14 protein-coding genes are annotated in these 17,576 nt (G+C 71.0%); 7 read left to right on the top strand and 7 right to left on the bottom strand.

Annotated features, from left to right (window positions below; genetic code table 11):
- The first annotated feature begins 88 nt into the window (after positions 1-88).
- Positions 89-1,402: a sensor histidine kinase gene (locus ACIQM3_RS33365; protein WP_401631020.1), complete on the top strand. Its 1,314-nt coding sequence runs from the start codon at positions 89-91 to the stop codon at positions 1,400-1,402.
- A gap of 7 nt (positions 1,403-1,409) precedes the next feature.
- Here ACIQM3_RS33365 and ACIQM3_RS33370 read toward each other — a convergent pair whose 3' ends face one another.
- Complete coding sequence (locus ACIQM3_RS33370) at positions 1,410-1,919, bottom strand: SUKH-3 domain-containing protein (protein WP_401631022.1); 510 nt, start codon at positions 1,917-1,919, stop codon at positions 1,410-1,412.
- An 8-nt stretch (positions 1,920-1,927) separates the two neighbouring features.
- Complete coding sequence (locus ACIQM3_RS33375; RefSeq protein ID WP_401631024.1) at positions 1,928-2,449, bottom strand: YwqJ-related putative deaminase; 522 nt, start codon at positions 2,447-2,449, stop codon at positions 1,928-1,930.
- A 237-nt stretch (positions 2,450-2,686) separates the two neighbouring features.
- Here ACIQM3_RS33375 and ACIQM3_RS33380 point away from each other — a divergent pair, with 237 nt between their 5' ends.
- The 4 genes from ACIQM3_RS33380 to ACIQM3_RS33395 all read left to right on the top strand — a co-directional run bounded on the left by ACIQM3_RS33380 (position 2,687) and on the right by ACIQM3_RS33395 (position 9,115).
- Positions 2,687-3,664 (top strand): SMI1/KNR4 family protein, encoded by a 978-nt coding sequence (locus ACIQM3_RS33380; protein ID WP_401631026.1) that lies wholly within the window; start codon positions 2,687-2,689, stop codon positions 3,662-3,664.
- The gene (locus ACIQM3_RS33385) at positions 3,661-6,192 is read left to right on the top strand and encodes an SUKH-4 family immunity protein (protein WP_401631028.1); all 2,532 of its coding nucleotides are present in this window, start codon (positions 3,661-3,663) and stop codon (positions 6,190-6,192) included. The genes ACIQM3_RS33380 and ACIQM3_RS33385 overlap by 4 nt, the downstream gene beginning before the upstream one ends.
- A gap of 205 nt (positions 6,193-6,397) precedes the next feature.
- The gene (locus tag ACIQM3_RS33390; RefSeq protein WP_401631030.1) at positions 6,398-7,297 is read left to right on the top strand and encodes a cellulose-binding protein; all 900 of its coding nucleotides are present in this window, start codon (positions 6,398-6,400) and stop codon (positions 7,295-7,297) included.
- A gap of 357 nt (positions 7,298-7,654) precedes the next feature.
- A complete protein-coding gene (locus ACIQM3_RS33395; protein ID WP_401631032.1) occupies positions 7,655-9,115 on the top strand; it encodes an MFS transporter in 1,461 nt (486 codons plus the stop codon).
- A 122-nt stretch (positions 9,116-9,237) separates the two neighbouring features.
- Here the strand turns inward: ACIQM3_RS33395 and ACIQM3_RS33400 are convergent, their stop codons facing one another.
- The 3 genes from ACIQM3_RS33400 to ACIQM3_RS33410 all read right to left on the bottom strand — a co-directional run bounded on the left by ACIQM3_RS33400 (position 9,238) and on the right by ACIQM3_RS33410 (position 13,091).
- Positions 9,238-10,815: a cation acetate symporter gene (locus tag ACIQM3_RS33400; RefSeq protein WP_401631275.1), complete on the bottom strand. Its 1,578-nt coding sequence runs from the start codon at positions 10,813-10,815 to the stop codon at positions 9,238-9,240.
- 26 nt (positions 10,816-10,841) lie between these two features.
- Positions 10,842-11,330 carry a DUF485 domain-containing protein gene (locus ACIQM3_RS33405; RefSeq protein ID WP_401631034.1) on the bottom strand — a complete coding sequence of 163 codons (489 nt, stop codon included), beginning with the start codon at positions 11,328-11,330 and terminating at the stop codon, positions 10,842-10,844.
- Positions 11,331-11,474: 144 nt separating this feature from the next.
- Positions 11,475-13,091, bottom strand: coding sequence for an MFS transporter (locus ACIQM3_RS33410; RefSeq protein ID WP_401631036.1), 1,617 nt, complete (start codon positions 13,089-13,091; stop codon positions 11,475-11,477).
- A gap of 371 nt (positions 13,092-13,462) precedes the next feature.
- Here ACIQM3_RS33410 and ACIQM3_RS33415 point away from each other — a divergent pair, with 371 nt between their 5' ends.
- Together ACIQM3_RS33415 and ACIQM3_RS33420 are read left to right on the top strand one after the other, a co-directional pair.
- A complete protein-coding gene (locus tag ACIQM3_RS33415) occupies positions 13,463-14,251 on the top strand; it encodes an ABC transporter ATP-binding protein (protein WP_401631038.1) in 789 nt (262 codons plus the stop codon).
- Positions 14,248-16,827 carry an ABC transporter permease gene (locus tag ACIQM3_RS33420; RefSeq protein ID WP_401631040.1) on the top strand — a complete coding sequence of 860 codons (2,580 nt, stop codon included), beginning with the start codon at positions 14,248-14,250 and terminating at the stop codon, positions 16,825-16,827. The genes ACIQM3_RS33415 and ACIQM3_RS33420 overlap by 4 nt, the downstream gene beginning before the upstream one ends.
- Positions 16,828-16,910: 83 nt before the next feature.
- Here ACIQM3_RS33420 and ACIQM3_RS33425 read toward each other — a convergent pair whose 3' ends face one another.
- Entirely contained in the window at positions 16,911-17,285 is a 375-nt protein-coding gene (locus ACIQM3_RS33425) for a type II toxin-antitoxin system VapC family toxin (RefSeq protein ID WP_401631042.1), read from the bottom strand.
- The gene (locus tag ACIQM3_RS33430) at positions 17,282-17,527 is read right to left on the bottom strand and encodes a type II toxin-antitoxin system Phd/YefM family antitoxin (RefSeq protein WP_401631043.1); all 246 of its coding nucleotides are present in this window, start codon (positions 17,525-17,527) and stop codon (positions 17,282-17,284) included. Before ACIQM3_RS33430 ends, ACIQM3_RS33425 begins: the two co-directional genes overlap by 4 nt.
- Positions 17,528-17,576 lie beyond the last annotated feature (49 nt).

The raw sequence follows: 17,576 nt of genomic DNA on the forward strand, positions 1-17,576 counted from the left end.
TCTACCCGCCTTTGCGGTACGACCGGTCACTTTCCGTGCTGACGGAGTCGCCGGAAAATGGGATGCGTCCGCCCGTAGGCTGGATGCCATGACCGCAACGGGGGCAGACCGGGAAGCGGCGGGTCCGACCACCCGCGGCTACTGGTGGTGGGAGCGGCGGCGCGGTGTCGCCCTGGACGTGGGGCTGGCGCTGGTTTCGGCGCTGGAGTGTGCGCTGGAGGGGGTGGCGTTCGCCGGGGACACCGGACTGCCGGTGCCGCTCGGGGTGCTCTTCGGGCTGCTGGCGGGTTCGGTGCTGGTGCTGCGCAGGCGCTGGCCGATCGCCGTGGTGCTGGTGTCGATAGCGACGACGCCGGCCGAGATGGGCTTCCTGATGGGGATCGTCGGGCTGTACACGCTTGCGGCTTCCGATGTGCCGCGCAGGATCACGGTGGTGCTGACGGGGATGACGCTCGTCGGCACGTTCATCGTGTCGTACGTGCGGCTGCGGCAGAGCGTGACTGATCATGCCGAGTTCGGGCCGCTCTGGTACGTCCCGGTGGTGTCGCTCTTCATGTCGCTGGGGCTGACGGCGCCCTCGGTGCTCTTCGGCCTCTATGTCGGGGCGCGGCGCAGGCTGATGGAGAGCTTGCGGGAGCGTGCGGATTCGCTGGAGCGGGAGCTGTCGCTGCTGGCGGACCGGGCGGAGGAGCGGGCCGAGTGGGCGCGTACGGAGGAGCGGGGCCGGATCGCGCGGGAGATGCATGACGTGGTGGCGCACCGGGTGAGTCTGATGGTGGTGCACGCGGCGGCGTTGCAGGCGGTGGCTCCGAAGGATCCGGCGAAGGCGGTGCGTAACGCGGCGCTGGTGGGGGACATGGGCCGGCAGGCTTTGACGGAGCTGCGGGAGATGCTCGGGGTGTTGCGGAGCGGGGATGCTCTGGTGGCTCCGCCGGTGGGGCAGGTGCCGTTGGCGTCGGTGGGGCGTGCGGCTGCGGCCGCTGCCGCGGTCGTGGCTGAGGACGGGCCGCGGTTGCGTGAGGTGGAGGCGTTGGTGGCGCAGTCCCGTGAGGCGGGGATGACGGTGGAGCTGTCGGTGGAGGGGGAGCTGCGTCCGTATGCGCCGGAGGTGGAGCAGACGGCGTACCGGGTGGTGCAGGAGGCGTTGACGAACGTGCACAAGCATGCGGCGGGTGCGAAGACGTGGGTGCGGCTCGCGTATCGGGGGGTGGAGGTGGCGATGCAGGTGGAGAACGGTCCGACGGACGGTGTGACGGCGGACGCGGGGCTGCCGAGTGGTGGTAACGGTCTGGTGGGGATGCGGGAGCGGGTGCTGGGGCTGGGGGGTGTGTTCGTGTCGGGGCCGACGGATGCGGGGGGTTTCCGGGTGTCGGCGGTGCTGCCGGATGCCGGGGCGGTGTAGGGCGTTGTCAGCCTGAGGTGAGGCGGGTGGGCTGTACGCCGGTGATGAGGGTTTCGAGGGCGCGGTCGATGTCGGAGCCGAGGTACCAGTCGCCGGTGTGGTCGATGGAGTAGACGCGTCCTTCGCTGTCGATGGCGAGGACTGCTTGTGCGTCGCCTTCTTCGCCGAGGGGGGCGACTTCGGTCTCGAGTGCGCGTCCCAGGTCGCCGAGTGTGCGTGCGAGGTGGAGTCCGCTGAGCGGGTCGATGTGCACGGTGGTGGTGGCGATGTGGCGGCCGGGGGCGGTCGAGGTGATGTGGAGTCCGCCGAATTCGGCCCAGGCTTCGACGGCTGCGGGGAAGACGGCGTGCTGGTGGCCGGCGGGGGAGGCGTGGGAGCGGAGGGCGTCGGCCCATTCCTCGGCCTGTCGGATGTCCCAGCGGCCGGGTTGCCATCCGGCGTCGCGGAGTGCGGCGTCGAGGGCGACGGGGAAGCGGGTGGTGGAGGTGCGGTGCTGCTGGCCGGGCAGGTCGTGCATGGTGGGGTTCAGCCCTTCTCGGCGGTGGTCGCCGCACCGGTGGTGAGGTCGACGGGGCGTACGCCGAAGTGGGCGAGCATCTCGGTGCAGGAGCGGCAGGGGGGTGCGTAGCTGCCGTGGAGGGGGTCGCCGTCCTCGCGGATGCGGCGGGCGGTGAGGCGGGCGTGTTTGAGTGCGCGGCGGGCTTCGCCGTTGGTGAGTGGTTTGCGCTGGGCTCGTTTGGAGCGGCTGTCGTCGGCTGCGGTGAGCTGTCGTGACAGGAGTATGGCTTCGGGGCAGCGTCCGGTGAAGCGTTCGCGCTGGTTGCTGGTGAGGGTGTCGAGGAAGTCCTGTACGAGTGGGTGGAGGACGGGTGGCTGGTCGCCTTTGCCCGCGGTGCAGGTGAGTGTTTCTCCGCGTACGGACAGGGCTGCGGCCACCGCGGGCAGGATGCCGTCGCGGCGGTGGTGGAGGTGGGGCGGTCTGTCGGTCTCGGTGGTGCTCCAGCTGAGTCGCGGGTCTCCGGATGTGACTGCTTGTGCTGTGTGCATGTGCTGGTGTCCCTCCCTGCAATCCCCCGAGTTGCGGGGGACAGCCTGCCAAATATGCAGGGTGGTGGGGAAGCTGGGTCGGGGAAACGTGTCTGCGTGTCGTGGGCCGGTGGTTCGGTTGTCGCGTGTCCGTCACGTGTTGGTGACGCTCGGTGAGTGGGGTGCCGGGGGCGGGGGGCGTTGTTGCGTCACCGCATAGGCTGTGCGGAACACCAGACGCAGCAGGGGGCAACCGCCATGACGACAGGTCGGCTCGGGCAGCAAGCCGCGCCACCGAATGCGGCCTATGCCGGGCAGGTCGTGCATTTCCCGGATCCTGTCCGGGCGTCCCGCCACCCCAGGGGTGTGCGTGTGGACGGGAACGGCTTTCCGGTGCTTTCGCCGTACGCGCGCGCGGCCGCGGAGATCGCGGATCCGCCTCCGGGGTTCGGTGTCGACGAGTTGCGGCTGACGGATTACGTGTCGGCGAACGCGGCGTTGGCGGCGAGCGGTCATGAGCTGTGGGACACGATTCCGGCGGTGGCGACTCCGCACGGGTGGACGTGGCATCACGTGGCGGGTGGCCGGCGGATGGAGCTGGTGCCGGTCGAGGTGAAGGCGTTGTTGCGGCATCACGGTGGTCTGGCGACGACGGCGGTGGATCAGAACCGTCGGGGCACGCGGCCGTTGCAGGAGACGCGGCCTGCTCATTTCCGGCTGCCGAAGGGTTCTGTGGCGGTGGGTGAGCAGCAGATCCTGGGTGTCGAGGAGGATCTGGGGTATCGCCTTCCGGGGGCGTACAGGTCGTTCCTGAAGGCGGCCGGTGGTTCGGCTCCGGTGGGTGCGGCGTTGGACGCGGAGCTGGGTCTGCTGGTGGATCAGCCGTTCTTCACGGTGCGTGAGGAAGCTGCTGTGAATGATCTGGTGTATGTGAACAAGTGTCTGCGTGATCACTTCACGAAGGATTTCCTGGGCGTGGGTTTTGTCCAGGGCGGGATCCTGGCGGTGAAGGTGCGTGGTGGGGGTGTGGGGTCGGTGTGGTTCTGCGCGTACGACGATGCGCGGGATCAGGACGGCTGGGGTGTGCAGGAGCGGGTGGACCGGCTGCTGTTGCCGTGCGGTGAGGATTTCGATGCGTTCCTCCAGCGTCTGGCGGGTAATCCGCCGGAGTTGGAGACGGTGGCGAACCTGATGGTGGACGGTGGCTTCGCGCGGGCCGTCCCGGTGGAGGGGTGAGCGCGGTGGTGACGTTCGCGCAGGCGCAGGAGCGGGCGGATGAGTGGGTCAACGGTGACGTGCCCGCGTATCAGCACCGTGAGGTCCGGGTTCGTGAGTTCGAGCTGGGTTTCGTGGTGTGGGCCGAGGACCGTGCGGAGGGGCCTGTTTCGGACGGGGGCCGTCAGCGGCTGGTGATCGCCCGGGACAGTGGTGAGGCGACGCTGTGGCCGGGGTTGCCGGTGGGTGAGGTGATACGGCGGTACGAGGAGGATTACGGGGTTTCCGCGGAGGCGGAGGCTGCTCCGGAGCCGCCGCAGCGTATTGATCTGAATCAGACGTCGTTCTTGTTGACGCCGCCGGAGTGGTTGCAGGAGGCGGCGGACAAGCTGGGGATTCCGGATCGGCGTGCGGAGGGGGATGCGCCGTCTGCCGCTCCCGCGACGCCTTCGGTTCCTGGTCCTCCTTCTCCTTCTGTTCCGGCGCCGGCCGGTGCGGGTTCGGGGTCGGCGTGGCCGGCTGCCGGTGGGCAGCGGGATCATGAGCCGACGGCGAACGACGGGGTGCCTGCCGGGGGTACGCCTTGGGCGGGTACGGACACGAACGGGGGTGCGGACGAGGGTGGTGTGCCGTTGCCCGCGACGGTGTTCGCGCCGCCGCTCTCGGGGTCGGACGATGACGGGGCTCCGCCGCCGGTCGTTTCGGCGGAGGCGCCCACGGCGTTGATGTCGGGTGGCAGTCAGCTGCCGGCGACGGCGATGGTGCCCGGGCTGGACCCGCAGGCGCCGCCTCCGGGGTCTTCTGCGCCCGCTGTTCCCTCGGCTCCTGCTCCTCCTGCTCCTTCGGCTCCGGCGCCCGCTGGGCCGGCTTCTGCCCGTCCTGGGCCCGGGGCGGGGGACATCGCGGACGCGGCGACGAGTAAGGCCGTCGTGCCGCCGCGGGGTGCTCGGGGGTCGGGGTCGACGACTCCGCCGCCGCCCGGGGCGCCCGGTATGCCGGGGGCGCGGCCGGGGGCGACTCCGCCGCCTTCCGGGCCGGGTGCGCCGGGTGCGCCGGCGGGTGGTTATGTGCCGACGCAGTTGGTCTCGCAGACGCCGCCTCCGGGTGCGCAGCCGCCTGGACCTCCTGGTCCGCCCGGGCCTCCTGGTTCCACGCCGCCTCCGGGTGGCGGGCTGCATCATGCCGCGACGATGTTCGCCGATGCGAGCATCGGTGGCCCGAACGCGCCGCGTCCTCCGGGCCCGCCGCGTCCTCCGGGTCCGCCGGGTCCTCCTGCTCCTCCCGGGCCTCCGGGTGCGCCGGGTGCGGGTGCTCCGGGTGTGACGCCGCCGCCTCCGCCGCCTCCTCCTGGTTCCACGCCGCCGCCCGGTCCTCCTCCGCCGCCTCCGGGTGCGACGCCGCCTCCGGGTGGCGGGGTGCACCATGCCGCGACGATGCTGGCGGGTCCGGGGCAGGTCGGTCCGGGTGCGCCGCAGCCGCCGGGTCCTCCGGGGCCTCCTGGTCCTCCCGGGGCGCCGGGGCCGCACACTCCGCCGCCGCCTCCTGGGGCGTACGGCTATCCGCAGCAGCCGGTGGGCCTGCCGACGGTCGGTCCGGGCTATCAGGCAGTGCTGCGTTTCCGTGCGGCCGACGGCAGTGAGCAGCAGCTGATCCGGCGTTCGGCGCCGGGTACTCCGCATCCGGAGTGGCAGATGCTGCATGAGCTGCGTGGGATGGGTGTGCCGCCGCAGCAGGTGATCGAGCTGCATACGGAGCTGGAGTCGTGTGAGCTTCCGGGTGGTTACTGTGCGCGGATGATCCGGGAGACGTGGCCGCAGGTCCGGATCACGAGTGTCGCGCCGTACGGTACGGATCATGCGAGCCGGCAGCAGGGTATGCAGCATCTGCTGACGCATCAGGGTGAGTTGCATCAGGTGGCCGACGGTCCGGCGCGGCCGGCTCCGGTGCGGGCGCCGTTGCCGCAGATGCCGCCTGCGCCGGCTGTGCCTCCGGAGGCGCTGGCGGAGGAGTTGCACGGGGCGTTCGGTCCTGGTGTGCTGCGGTTCGACCAGCGGGCGGTGTCGCGTCAGGGTGTGCCCGAGGTGGTGGCGCGGACGCTGGTATGGGCGGGGCTGCCCGCTGATTTCGGGCCGTTCTTCTGGGCGCAGCCGGGTCATCCCGTGGTGCCGACGCTGGCGGAGCTGGCGGGGCAGCGTCAGGTGCAGCCTGCGTCGGACGCGGGTTCGTATCTGGTGATGGGTTCGGACTTCGGCCGGGCGATCTGTGTGCAGTACGGGACGGCGAACATCGTGGCTGTTCCGGTGGAGGCGGGTCCGGGTGGTCAGCCTGTTCCGCCGCAGTTCGTGAACACGGGGCTGCCGGAGTTCGTGCGGTCGATGGCGTTGCTGGGCCGGATGTGGCGGTTGCGGTTCGGGTTGAATCCTGAGCAGGCGGGTCGCTGGACGGTCGATTTCCAGGCGCAGTTGGTGGCGATCGATCCGGCGGCGCTGGCGTCGCCGGAGGGCTGGTGGTCGGTTCTGCTGGAGCAGATGTGGGACGGGTTGCTGTGATGCGGTCCGGTCGGATCTGATCCGTTGTGTACGAGAGGCGTTCGTCCCGTGATGGGGCGGGCGCCTTTTGTGTGGGGTTCTGTGATGCGGGTCGCTTCCGGTCCTGAATGCAGCTGATCGATTCCGACTTCCGGGCCAATTACCGCATCCTTGACGTATTGCTTCATGGTCGTGGAGTCGGAGAGCGGGAAAGAGGGCTTCAGGGATGAGTGGTGGACCGGTGTCCGCGCACGGTTTTGTCGGTGTTCGGGGGCGTGGTTACCGTCCTGAGCAGGTGGACCGCATGGTGGCCTCGCTGTCGGCGGAGCGGGACGGGGCCCTGGAGCGGCTTGCCCTGCTGACGGGGCGGGCCGAGGAGTTGGCGGCGGAGGCGGCGCGGCTGGGTGAGGTGGTGGCCTCGCTCGCGCCGCAGACGTATCAGTCGCTGGGGGAGCGTGCTCAGCAGATTCTGGCTCTGGCGGAGGCCGAGGCGGAGGCGGCGCGGGGTGCGGCGCTGGAGGAGGCGCAGGCGCTGCGGGACGCGGCGGACGCGGCGGGCCGGGAGGTCCGTGAGGCGGCACGTGAGCAGGCGAGGGTTGTGCGGGCGGCGGCGGACGCCCGTGCGGAGGAGGTGCTGGCCGAGGCGAGGGAGGGCGCCGGGGCGCTGGTGGAGGAGGCGCGCCAGGAGGCCGGTGAGGTGCGTGGGGCCGCGGAGGCGGAGATGGCCGGTACGCGTCGTCGTACGGCGGGTGTGCTGTCGCATCAGGAGCAGGAGCATGCCGAGCGGGGCAAGGCGGCGGAGGGTGGGATCGCCCGTGCGGAGGCGGCTGCGGCGGAGCGTGAGGCGGAGCTGACGGCTCGTGGGGAGGCGCTGCTCGAGCGGGCGCGGCGGGAGCTCGCGGAGACCGAGGAGGCGGCCCGGCACGGCCAGGAGGACGCGGAGGCGCGGGCGGCGGAGTTGCTGTCGGGGGCGAGGATGGCGGAGGAGCGTGTGGTGCGGGAGACGGAGCGGATCCTGCGGGAGCACGAGGAGGGCCGCGAGGAGGTGCAGGCGCACATGGCGCATGTGCGTAATTCGCTGGCGGCGTTGACGGGGCGTGCGGTGCCGGGGTCCGTGGGGGAGTGACGGGTCGCTTGTTGCGGGCCGGTATCGAGCGTTTGAGGTAGGGGGCGTAGTCGTCGAGGAGGCGGGCGCCCCTGCTGTTCCGCCCTCGGGGTCGGTGGTGCGCTGGGTCGGTCCGGAGCGTCTCGCGGCGGTGGTCCGGCGGTTGAGAGTGGAGGCGTCGGGGCCACGTCGTCCGTAGGCCCGGCCAGGCCTGCCGTCTCCTGTTTCTGCACCGGGCCGATCGTGCGTCGCTCGGTGGTTCCACGCTCCCGCGGGATGTGTATTGGACACATGACGTGCATGAAACATTGGACATGTACGATGCACATCGCTCGACCGTGCGAGACGTGCGACCCGACCCCAAGGAGTTCCATCCTCATGGATGCCCCCCAGCCGACCGTCAGATCAGGCGGTGTGATCGCCACGCTCGCCTTTGCGGGCACCGTGGCGGCGGTCATGCAGACCCTGGTCACCCCGCTCATCGCGGAGCTGCCGAAGCTGCTCGACACCACGTCCTCCAACGCCGCCTGGGTGATCACCGTCACCCTGCTGGTATCGGCCGTGTGCGTGCCGGTCTCCGGGCGGCTGGGCGACCTGCTGGGCAAGCGCCGGATGCTCCTCGTGTGCGCGGTGCCGCTGGTCGTCGGGTCGGTGGTGTGCGCGCTCGCGTCCTCCGTCGTACCCATGATCATCGGGCGCGGTCTGCAGGGGATGGGCATGGGCATGGTGCCGCTCGGCATCGCCCTGCTGCGTGACGTGGTGCCGAAGGAGAAGATGAGCTCCTCCATCGCCCTGGTCAGCGCCTCCCTCGGCATCGGCGGCGCCCTCGGTCTGCCGATCGCCTCGGCGGTCGCCCAGTACGCGAACTGGCGGGTGCTCTTCTGGGGCTCCGCCGTGCTGGCCCTCATCATCTTCGCCCTGATCTGGTTCCTGGTCCCGGACGTCCCGGCCGGCGCCAAGGGGCAGCGTTTCGACGTGCCCGGTGCCCTCGGCCTGGCCGTCGGCCTGGTCTGCCTGCTCCTCGCCGTCTCCAAGGGCGCCGAGTGGGGCTGGACCTCCACGACGACGATCGGCCTGTTCGTCGCCTCCGTCGTGGTCCTTCTCGTCTGGGGCTTCTGGGAGCTGCGGACCAAGGACCCGCTGGTCGACCTGCGCACCACGGCCCGTCCCCGGGTGCTGATCACCAACCTCGCGTCGCTCTTCGTCGGCTTCGGCATGTACGCCGGAATGCTGATCGCGCCGCAGCTCCTGCAGTTCCCCGAGGCCACCGGTTACGGGCTGGGCCAGTCGATGCTCGCGGCGGGTCTGTGGATGGCCCCCGGCGGCCTGATGATGATGGTCATCTCCCCGCTCGGCGGGAAGCTCACCGACTCCCGCGGCCCGAAGTTCACGCTGATCTGCGGTGTGCTGGTGATCGCCGGGGCCTACGGGCTGGGGATCCTCCTGATGGGCTCCGCCTGGGGGCTGATGCTGTTCCTCATGGTCAGCAGCAGCGGCGTCGGCCTCGCATACGGCGCGATGCCCGCCCTGATCATGAGCTCGGTCCCGGTGTCCGAGACGGCCGCGGCCAACGGGTTCAACACCCTCATGCGCGCGCTCGGCACATCGATCGGTGCCGCGGTGATCGGCGCGGTCCTCGCCCAGATGACCACGGAGACGGCCGGCTACAGCTTCACCTCCGAGGCCGGGTTCCGTACCGGCCTGATGTTCGGCTGCGGTGTCGCGCTGGTCGCCGTGGTGATCGCGGTGTTCATCCCGGCTCTCCGCCGTCCCGCCGACGGCGTCGGCGAGCAGGCCGACGCCGCCGCCGCGCCCGAGGTGGCCGCCGCCAAGGGCTGACCGTGCGGGCTTCCTTCCGGACCTGACTGCCCGGTTCCGGCCCCTTCGGGGGCCCGGAGCCGGGCAGTCCGCCGTCGTGGCCCCGGCGTTCCGCCGGCCGGTGCCGTCACCTCATGGCCGAGTCACCGCCGCCCCGCGGGCGGTGCTCCCGCGAGGATCCAGGGTTCGACGGCCTCGTACTGGCGGCGCTGACCGAGGGGGTCCGCGTTGCTGCCGTACAGGGTCCCCAGCCATCCGGCGAGGAAGCCGAAGGGAATGGAGACAAGGCCGGTCGTGGTGAGCGGGAACCAGTTGAAGTCGCGGTCGGGGAAGACGGATCCGGGGGAGCCGGAGACGAGGTCGGTACCGGTGATCAGGACGAACACGCAGGCGGTGCCGCCGAGGAGGGTGCAGAGCAGCCCGGTGCGGGTGAAGCGGCGCCAGAACATGCTGTAGACGAGCGCCGGGGCGATGGCGGACGCCCCGACGCAGAAGGACAGGGCCACCAGCGCCTGGACGTTCCAGTGCCGGGCGAGGACGGCGAGGGTGACGGCGAGTGCTCCGACACCGACCGCCGCGGCCTGGGCCGTGGCCATCTCGGTGCGGGGCCTCATCGGCCCCGCGCTCCGCCGGCCGTGGGCGAAGAGGTCGTGGGCCAGCGAGTTGGCGCAGGCCAGGATCATTCCGGCGACGGAGGCGAGCAGGGTCAGGAAGATCGCCGTGGTCATGGTGGTGACGACGAGCGCCCCGGTCCTGCCGCCGCCCGCGACGGCGGCGGTGACCTGGAGGACGGCGCTGTTCCCCTGGGCTCCGGCGGCGGTGATGCGTTCGCCTCCGACGAGGGCGGCGGCTCCGAAGCCGATGACGGTGAGGAGGAGGCAGATGCCGACGACGACGCAGACGGCCCAGGACAGGGAGCGGCGGACGGCCCGGGCGTTGCGGACGCTGGTCATCCGCATGGTGATGTGCGGCAGGCAGGCGGCGCCGAGCACGACGGTCAGTTCGCTGCTGATCATGTCGAGGTCGCTGCCACCGAACTGGAGGCCGGAGTGCAGATAGGCGGCGCCCGCACCGCTCCCGCTCTCGGCGGCGCGGAGCAGGGCGCCGGTGTCCCAGTCGAAGCGGTCGAGGACGAGTACGGAGACGAGGAGCCCCGCGCCCAGGAGTGCGAGGGTCTTCATGATCTGGATCAGGGCGGTGCCCTTCATGCCGCCGATGGCCGCGTAGCCGATCATGACGACGCCGAGGGCGATGATCGATCCGGTGCGGAAGCCGGAGCTGTCGAAGCCGAGGATGAAGGCGAGCAGATCGCCGCTGCCGGCGAGCTGGACGACCATCAGGGGCAGCAGGGCGGCGAGGGTGACGGTGCAGGAGGCGATGCGGGCCGCCCGGCCGGGGGCCCGGCGGGTGAGCATGTCGCCCATGGTGAACCTGCCCGCGTTACGCAGGGGTTCGGCGAGCAGGAACATCAGCAGGACCAGGGAGAGCACCGTGCTGAGGGCGAGTACGAGGCCGTCGTGGCCGGTGAGGGCGATGACTCCGGTGGTGCCGAGGACGGTGGCGGCGGAGAGGTAGTCCCCGGCGATGGCGAGGCCGCCCCGCAGGGGCGAGAGGGCGCGGTAGCCGGTGTAGAACGCGTCGAGGTCGTCGCGGTCGGGTCCGGTCATGACGCAGAGCAGCAGGGTGAGGCTGGCGACGGCGATGAACGCGGTGAGGGACATCGTCTGGGCCGACTCGTCGAATCCGTTCACCGGCCCGGCCCCTTCCTGCGGTCCGGTGCCGGTGCGCCGGCCTTCGCGTGGCCGGCCCGGTCGCGGAGTCCGGCGCTGAGCGGGTCGACGGTGCGGCGGGCGGTCCACTCGTAGACGGCGATGGCGGCGAGCGCGACGGGGAGCTGGCACAGGCCGAGGAGGAGGCCGGTGGTGAGTCCGCCGTCGCCGACGGGGCGGGTCATCAGGGCGGGGGCGTAGCCGGACAGCAGGAGGAAGAGGGTGAAGTAGCCGAGGGCGGTGAGGGCCGAGACGCGGCGCAGCAGGCGGTAGGCGGTGCGGAGCCGTCGCAGGTCGCTGTGGTGCCCGGGCGCCGGGGCGCGTCCGGGTGCGGGTGCCGTGGTGGGCGGTGGCGGGGGCGGGGAGCTCTGCCAGGGCATGAGGTAGTCGCCGGGATAGGGGGGCTGGGCGGGGCGGTGCGGGGGCTGCCGGGGCGGGCGCGGGGGTGGCTGCGAGTGCTGAGGCATGGCGGTGCTCCCTGCATGGCTCGGGCCCGGGGACGGGCTGCAAGGCAGGTGCGCGGGTGCGCTGTTGGGAGCGCGTACGTTACTCGCGGGTATCGCGGAGGGGGAGGGCTACGGACGAACTACTCCAGGTAACACGCCAGTTGTCTAGTCCTTCGGTGTCCGGGGAGCGCTCTCGTGTTCGTCCAGGACCGGGAAGCGGCGCGGGGCCAGGAGGACGAGCACCAGGAGGGCGAGAGCGGCGGCGACCGCGGCGCCGGTGAACACGTGGTCGACGGCGGTGTCGACCGCCCGCCGCAGATGGTCCGCAGCCGCGGCGGAGAGGGAGGCCGGGTCCTCCAGGGCGTGTGAGACCGCGTCCAGATCGCTGGGCAGGCCCGGGACGGGGGAGGCGGCCAGCCGGGAGGCGAGCACGCCGTTGGCGACGGCACCGAAGAGCGCGGCGCCGAGGCTCTGGCCGACCTGGCGGCAGAAGAGCACGGACGCCGTCGTCGTGCCCCGCTCGGCCCAGCCGACCGTGGACTGGACCCCGACGATCAGGGGGAGTTGGAAGAGGCCGAGCGTCGCGCCGAGCAGCAGCATGAGCAGGGCGGGCTGCCATGCGGCGCCCGGATAGGGCAGCAGGGGGAAGCAGAGCAGGACCAGCAGGGCCCCGGACATGCCGGTGATCGCGGTGCGGCGGAAGCCGATGCGGTTGTAGACCCGGTCGGAGAGGGCGGCGGCGACGGGCCAGCTCAGGGTCATCACGGAGAGGACGAACCCGGCGGCGATCGGTCCCAGACCGAGGACGGACTGGGCGTAGGTCGGCAGGAAGACGGTCGGCGCGACCATGAGCAGTCCCATCGCGCCGAGGGCGAGATTGACCGAGGCGATGGTGCGGCGCCGCCAGACCCAGCCGGGTATGACGGGTTCCGCGGCGCGGCGTTCGATGAGGACGGTCAGGGCGGCCAGCGCGGCGCTCGCCCCCAGCAGCCCGAGCGAGGGGGCGGAGAGCCAGGGCCAGGCGACGCCGCCCTGGACGAGCGCGGTCAGCAGCAGCGCGCCGGTGGCGAAGACCGCGAGGGCGCCCGCCCAGTCGATACGGGGACGGGTGGCGGGGCGCGGCCTGGCCGGTTCGTGGAGGTGACGGACCACCAGCCAGAGGGCGACGGCGCCGACCGGCAGGTTGATCAGGAAGATCCAGCGCCAGTCGGCGTACGCGGCGAGGAGCCCGCCGGCCGCGGGCCCCGCCACGGCCGAAGTGGCCCAGACGGTGGAGAGCTTCGCCTGGATCTTCGGCCGTTCCTTGAGCGGGTACAGGTCGGCGGCGATGGTCTGCACCGTGCCCTGGAGGGCGCCGCCGCCGAGACCCTGGACGACGCGGAAGGCGATGAGGGCGGCCATGTTCCAGGCGGCGGCGCAGAGCAGGGAGCCGGCCAGGAAGAGGATGATCCCGGCGATCAGGACGGGCTTGCGGCCGAAGGTGTCGGAGAGCTTCCCGTACACCGGCAGGGTGACGGTCACGGCGAGCAGATAGCCGGAGAAGAGCCAGGAGAAGACGGAGAACCCGCCGAGGTCGCCGACGATCTGCGGAACGGCGGTCGCGACGATGGTGCCGTCGATGGCGGCGAGTCCCATGCCGAGCATGAGGGCCGCCGCGACGGGGCGGCGGCTCCGGTCGGTGCCCTGTGGTGGCCCGGGGGCGGCGGCTCCTCGTACCGCTTCCGGGCTGTCCGTACCGCCGGTGCCGTCCGTGCCGCCCACAGGGGTCCCTTCCCTATGCATCTACTTGCCGGTGGACACTGTCTCACCGCCCGGCGCCGTGCGGGAGCCGCAGGCGGGAGAGCGGGACCCCTACTCAGGTCCCGCACCCGGGGCCCGTACCCCTAGGGGGAGCACCGGAGTCGGGCCCGGGGGCCGTTCCTCCCGCCGGAGGACGAGAGGCGGGTGCCCTCTTCCTTAGCGTGTTCTTATACCGACCGGCACGTGGGGGACGGTCGGTACAACGCCGCGGATGCGGCCGGCCGCAGGGAGCGGGGTGGGGAAAACCCCACTCGAAGACTGCGCCGGGCACCAGCGCGCCGGAGCACCTCTTCACCCGAGACTCGGAACGTACACAGAGACGTCCGCGCATCGACCGACATAGGAGAAAAACCGTGACAACGGCTGTAACCATTCCCAGGCACGGGGACACTGGAGGGCGTACGGCCGTTGCTGCGCGAGCGCGGCAGGTCGTCAAGGCGTACGGCGCGGGCGAGACCCGGGTCGTGGCGCTCGACCATGTCGACGTGGACATCGTCCGCGGGCAGTTCACGGCGATCATGGGCCCGTCCGGGTCGGGCAAGTCGACCCTGATGCACTGCCTGGCGGGTCTGGACACGGTGACCTCGGGGCAGATCCACCTCGCCGACACCGAGATCACGGGGCTCAAGGACAAGAAGCTGACGCAGCTTCGCCGGGACCGTATCGGCTTCATCTTCCAGGCGTTCAACCTGCTTCCGACGCTCAACGCCCTGGAGAACATCACGCTGCCGATGGACATCGCGGGCCGTAAGCCCGACGCCGGCTGGCTGCGGCAGGTCGTGGAGACCGTCGGTCTCGCCGAGCGGCTGAAGCACCGGCCCACGCAGCTCTCCGGAGGCCAGCAGCAGCGTGTCGCGGTGGCCCGGGCGCTCGCCGCCCGCCCCGAGATCATCTTCGGTGACGAGCCCACGGGGAACCTGGACTCGCGGGCCGGCGCCGAAGTGCTGTCCTTCCTGCGCAAGTCGGTCGACGAGCTCGGCCAGACCATCGTCATGGTCACCCACGACCCGGTGGCCGCCTCCTACGCGGACCGGGTCCTCTACCTCGCGGACGGTTCCATCGTCGACGAGATGAAGAACCCCACCGCCGAGCAGGTCCTGGACCGGATGAAGGACTTCGACGCACGCGGGCGGACGTCATGACCGTCTGGAAGACCTCGATGCGCAACTTCCTCGCGCACAAGGGGCGGATGGCGCTCTCCGCCGTCGCCGTCCTGCTGTCGGTGGCGTTCGTGTGCGGCACGCTCGTCTTCACCGACACGATGAACACCACCTTCGACAAGCTCTTCGCGGTGACGTCCGCCGACGTCACGGTCAGCCCGAAGGGCGCCGGGACCGCCGACGTCCCGGAGAACGGAAAGCCCGAGGCGCTCCCCGCGTCCGTCGTCGCCGAGGTCGCCGGAGTGGACGGGGTGAAGAAGGCCGAGGGCGCGGTCAGCAGCATGGCCGTCACCCTCGTGGACAGTCACAACAAGAACCTCGGGTCCGACACCGGTGCCCCGACGATCGCGGGCAACTGGACCGACAACGACCTGCGGTCCATGGAGATCACCTCAGGACACGCCCCGCGCGGGCCGACCGAGGCCATGATCGACGCCGACACCGCCGAGAAGCACCACCTGAAGGTCGGCGACGAGGTGCGCACCATCGCCGTCACCGGCGACATCAGGGCGAAGATCAGCGGGATCGCGTCGTTCACCGTGACCAACCCCGGTGCGGCCGTCGTCTACCTCGACACCGCCACCGCGCAGCAGAAGCTGCTGGGTGCGCCGGACGTCTTCACGCACGTCGCTGTCGCCGCCGAACCCGGTGTCAGCGACATCGACTTGAAGCGGAGCGTCGCCGCCGCCCTGGGTGATGCGGGCGCGTACAAGCTGCAGACCCAGAAGGAGGCCGCGGCCGCGGGCAAGGACTCCATGGGCTCCTTCCTGGACGTCATGAAGTACGCGATGCTCGGCTTCGCCGGGATCGCCTTCCTCGTCGGTATCTTCCTGATCGTCAACACCTTCTCGATGCTGGTCGCCCAGCGCACCCGTGAGATCGGTCTGATGCGGGCCATCGGCTCAAGCCGCAAGCAGGTCAACCGGTCCGTGCTCGTCGAGGCGGTCCTCCTGGGCATCGTCGGATCGGTCCTGGGAGTCGCGGCCGGCATCGGCCTCGCCGTCGGGCTGATGAAGGTCATGGGCGCCGTCGGCATGGAGCTGTCCACCAAGGACCTCACCATCGCCTGGACGACACCGGTGATCGGGCTGGCGCTCGGCATCGTCGTCACCGTCCTCGCCGCTTACATCCCGGCCCGCCGAGCCGGCAAGGTCTCCCCGATGGCCGCCCTGCGGGACGCCGGAACCCCGGCGGACGCCAGGTCCGGCTGGATCCGTGCCGGAATCGGACTGGTCCTGACCGGGGCCGGTGCCGCCGGCCTGTGGGGTGCGACCCGGGTGGACGAGGCGAGTGAGGGCTCGCTCTACCTCGGCCTGGGCGTGGTCCTCACCCTCATCGGCTTCATCGTGATCGGCCCGCTGCTGGCGGGTGTGGTCGTGCGGGTGCTCGGCGCCGTCGTGCTTCGGCTCTTCGGCCCGGTCGGGCGGCTGGCGGAGCGCAACGCGCTGCGCAACCCCCGGCGTACGGGGGCGACCGGCGCGGCCCTGATGATCGGCCTGGCCCTGGTGGCGTGCCTGTCGGTCGTCGGCTCGTCCATGGTCGCGTCGGCCACCGACGAGCTGGACAAGTCGGTCGGCACGGACTTCATCGTCCAGTCGAACACCGGCCAGCTGATCGTGCCGCAGGCCGCGGACGCCCTTGAGAAGGTGCCCGGCATCGAGCACGTGACGAACTACAAGGTGCTCGCCGCGAAGCTCACCAACCCCGACGGCTCGTCGTCGGACGACGACGTCACCGCCGCCGACCCGACGTACCCGCAGGACCTGCGGCGCGAAGCCGTCGCCGGTGACCTGGCGAAGGCGTACGGCGCGGATTCCATGTCGGTCGGGTCGGACTACGCCGCCCTGCACAGGATCGAGGTGGGCGACGAACTCACCGTCGACTTCAAGGCCGGCGACACCGCGAAGCTGAAGGTCGCCGCGATCACCTCGGACGACACGAGCGTCGACCAGGGCGCGATGTACATCAACGTCAGCACGGCCGAGCGTTACGTCGCCGCCGACCGGATGCCCGAGAACATGATCATGTTCGCCGCGGCGGAGGACGGCAAGGAGAAAGAGGCGTACGCGGCCATCAAGAGCTCGCTCGCCGCGTACCCGCAGTACAAGGTGCAGAACCAGGCCGACTTCAAGGAGGACCTGAAGGACCAGATCGGCCAGTTGCTGAACATCGTGTACGGCCTGCTCGCCCTGGCGATCATCGTCGCGGTGCTCGGTGTGGTGAACACCCTGGCCCTGTCGGTGGTCGAGCGGACCCGCGAGATCGGCCTGATGCGGGCGATCGGCCTCTCCCGCCGCCAGCTGCGGCGCATGATCCGGCTGGAGTCCGTGGTCATCGCCCTGTTCGGCGCGCTGCTCGGACTCGGTCTGGGCATGGGCTGGGGAACCTCGGCCCAGAAGCTGCTGGCCCTGGAGGGACTCGGGGTGCTGGAGATCCCGTGGCCGACGATCGTCACCGTGTTCGTCGCCTCGGCCTTCGTCGGACTGTTCGCCGCCCTGGTCCCGGCCTTCCGGGCCGGCCGGATGAACGTCCTGAACGCGATTGCCACGGACGGGTGACAGCACCGGACGTAGCATGACTGATCCGGCCCCGGGACGTTCCTCCAAACGCCCCGGGGCCGGTTCGCGTCCGGCTCCCGTCCTCAGGCGTGCATGACCGGCACGTCGTACTGCGGGATCCACTTGTCGCGGGTGACGACCGTCAGCCCCTCCGTCTGGGCCTGCGCGACGAGGATGCGGTCGAAGGGGTCACGGTGGACCGGAGGGAGCCGGCCAGCGCGTGCACCGTGCTCTGCGGTGATCGGGAAAGGTCTGAACTGCATGTCTCTGGCGCGCTCGGCGAGGTCCGGGGCGCCCTCCAGCTTGCCGAGGCTCTGCTTGATCGCGATCTCCCACGGCGTGGCGGCGCTGACGTAGACCTCGGACTCGGTGCGCAGGAGTTCCCTCGTGTCCTCGGCAAGCTCCGGTGAGGCGTTCAGCCACCACAGGACGACGTGTGTGTCGAGCAGGAGCCTCATCCACGCATCCCGAACGCTTCGGCGATGTCGTCAGGGAGCTCGTCGAAGTCGTCGGGGATACGAATCTGTCCCCGGAGTGCGCCGTAGTCGGTCCGGTTGACCTTGGACCGAAGAGGCACCACCTTCGCGATGGGCTCCCCGGCCCGGCTGATGACGACTTCCTCGCCGGTCTCGACCTGCTGCAGGATGCGGGAGAAGTGGGTCTTGGCCTCGTGCACGTTGTACTGCCGGGCTGCTTCCATGACGCCTCGCTGTCGCGGGAGTGGACTAGCTACGGACTAAGGCTAGCCC

Source organism: Streptomyces sp. NPDC091271 (genome assembly GCF_044757505.1).
Classification (GTDB): Bacteria; Actinomycetota; Actinomycetes; order Streptomycetales; family Streptomycetaceae; genus Streptomyces.

What these genes read in the sequence shown, in the direction of transcription:
- ACIQM3_RS33365 (WP_401631020.1), top strand. Translation starts at nt 89, where the DNA reads ATGACCGCAACGGGGGCAGACCGGGAAGCGGCGGGTCCGACCACCCGC.
- ACIQM3_RS33370 (WP_401631022.1), bottom strand. Translation starts at nt 1,919, where the DNA reads ATGCACGACCTGCCCGGCCAGCAGCACCGCACCTCCACCACCCGCTTC.
- ACIQM3_RS33375 (WP_401631024.1), bottom strand. Translation starts at nt 2,449, where the DNA reads ATGCACACAGCACAAGCAGTCACATCCGGAGACCCGCGACTCAGCTGG.
- ACIQM3_RS33380 (WP_401631026.1), top strand. Translation starts at nt 2,687, where the DNA reads ATGACGACAGGTCGGCTCGGGCAGCAAGCCGCGCCACCGAATGCGGCC.
- ACIQM3_RS33390 (WP_401631030.1), top strand. Translation starts at nt 6,398, where the DNA reads ATGAGTGGTGGACCGGTGTCCGCGCACGGTTTTGTCGGTGTTCGGGGG.
- ACIQM3_RS33395 (WP_401631032.1), top strand. Translation starts at nt 7,655, where the DNA reads ATGGATGCCCCCCAGCCGACCGTCAGATCAGGCGGTGTGATCGCCACG.
- ACIQM3_RS33400 (WP_401631275.1), bottom strand. Translation starts at nt 10,815, where the DNA reads ATGTCCCTCACCGCGTTCATCGCCGTCGCCAGCCTCACCCTGCTGCTC.
- ACIQM3_RS33405 (WP_401631034.1), bottom strand. Translation starts at nt 11,330, where the DNA reads ATGCCTCAGCACTCGCAGCCACCCCCGCGCCCGCCCCGGCAGCCCCCG.
- ACIQM3_RS33410 (WP_401631036.1), bottom strand. Translation starts at nt 13,091, where the DNA reads ATGCATAGGGAAGGGACCCCTGTGGGCGGCACGGACGGCACCGGCGGT.
- ACIQM3_RS33420 (WP_401631040.1), top strand. Translation starts at nt 14,248, where the DNA reads ATGACCGTCTGGAAGACCTCGATGCGCAACTTCCTCGCGCACAAGGGG.
- ACIQM3_RS33425 (WP_401631042.1), bottom strand. Translation starts at nt 17,285, where the DNA reads ATGAGGCTCCTGCTCGACACACACGTCGTCCTGTGGTGGCTGAACGCC.
- ACIQM3_RS33430 (WP_401631043.1), bottom strand. Translation starts at nt 17,527, where the DNA reads ATGGAAGCAGCCCGGCAGTACAACGTGCACGAGGCCAAGACCCACTTC.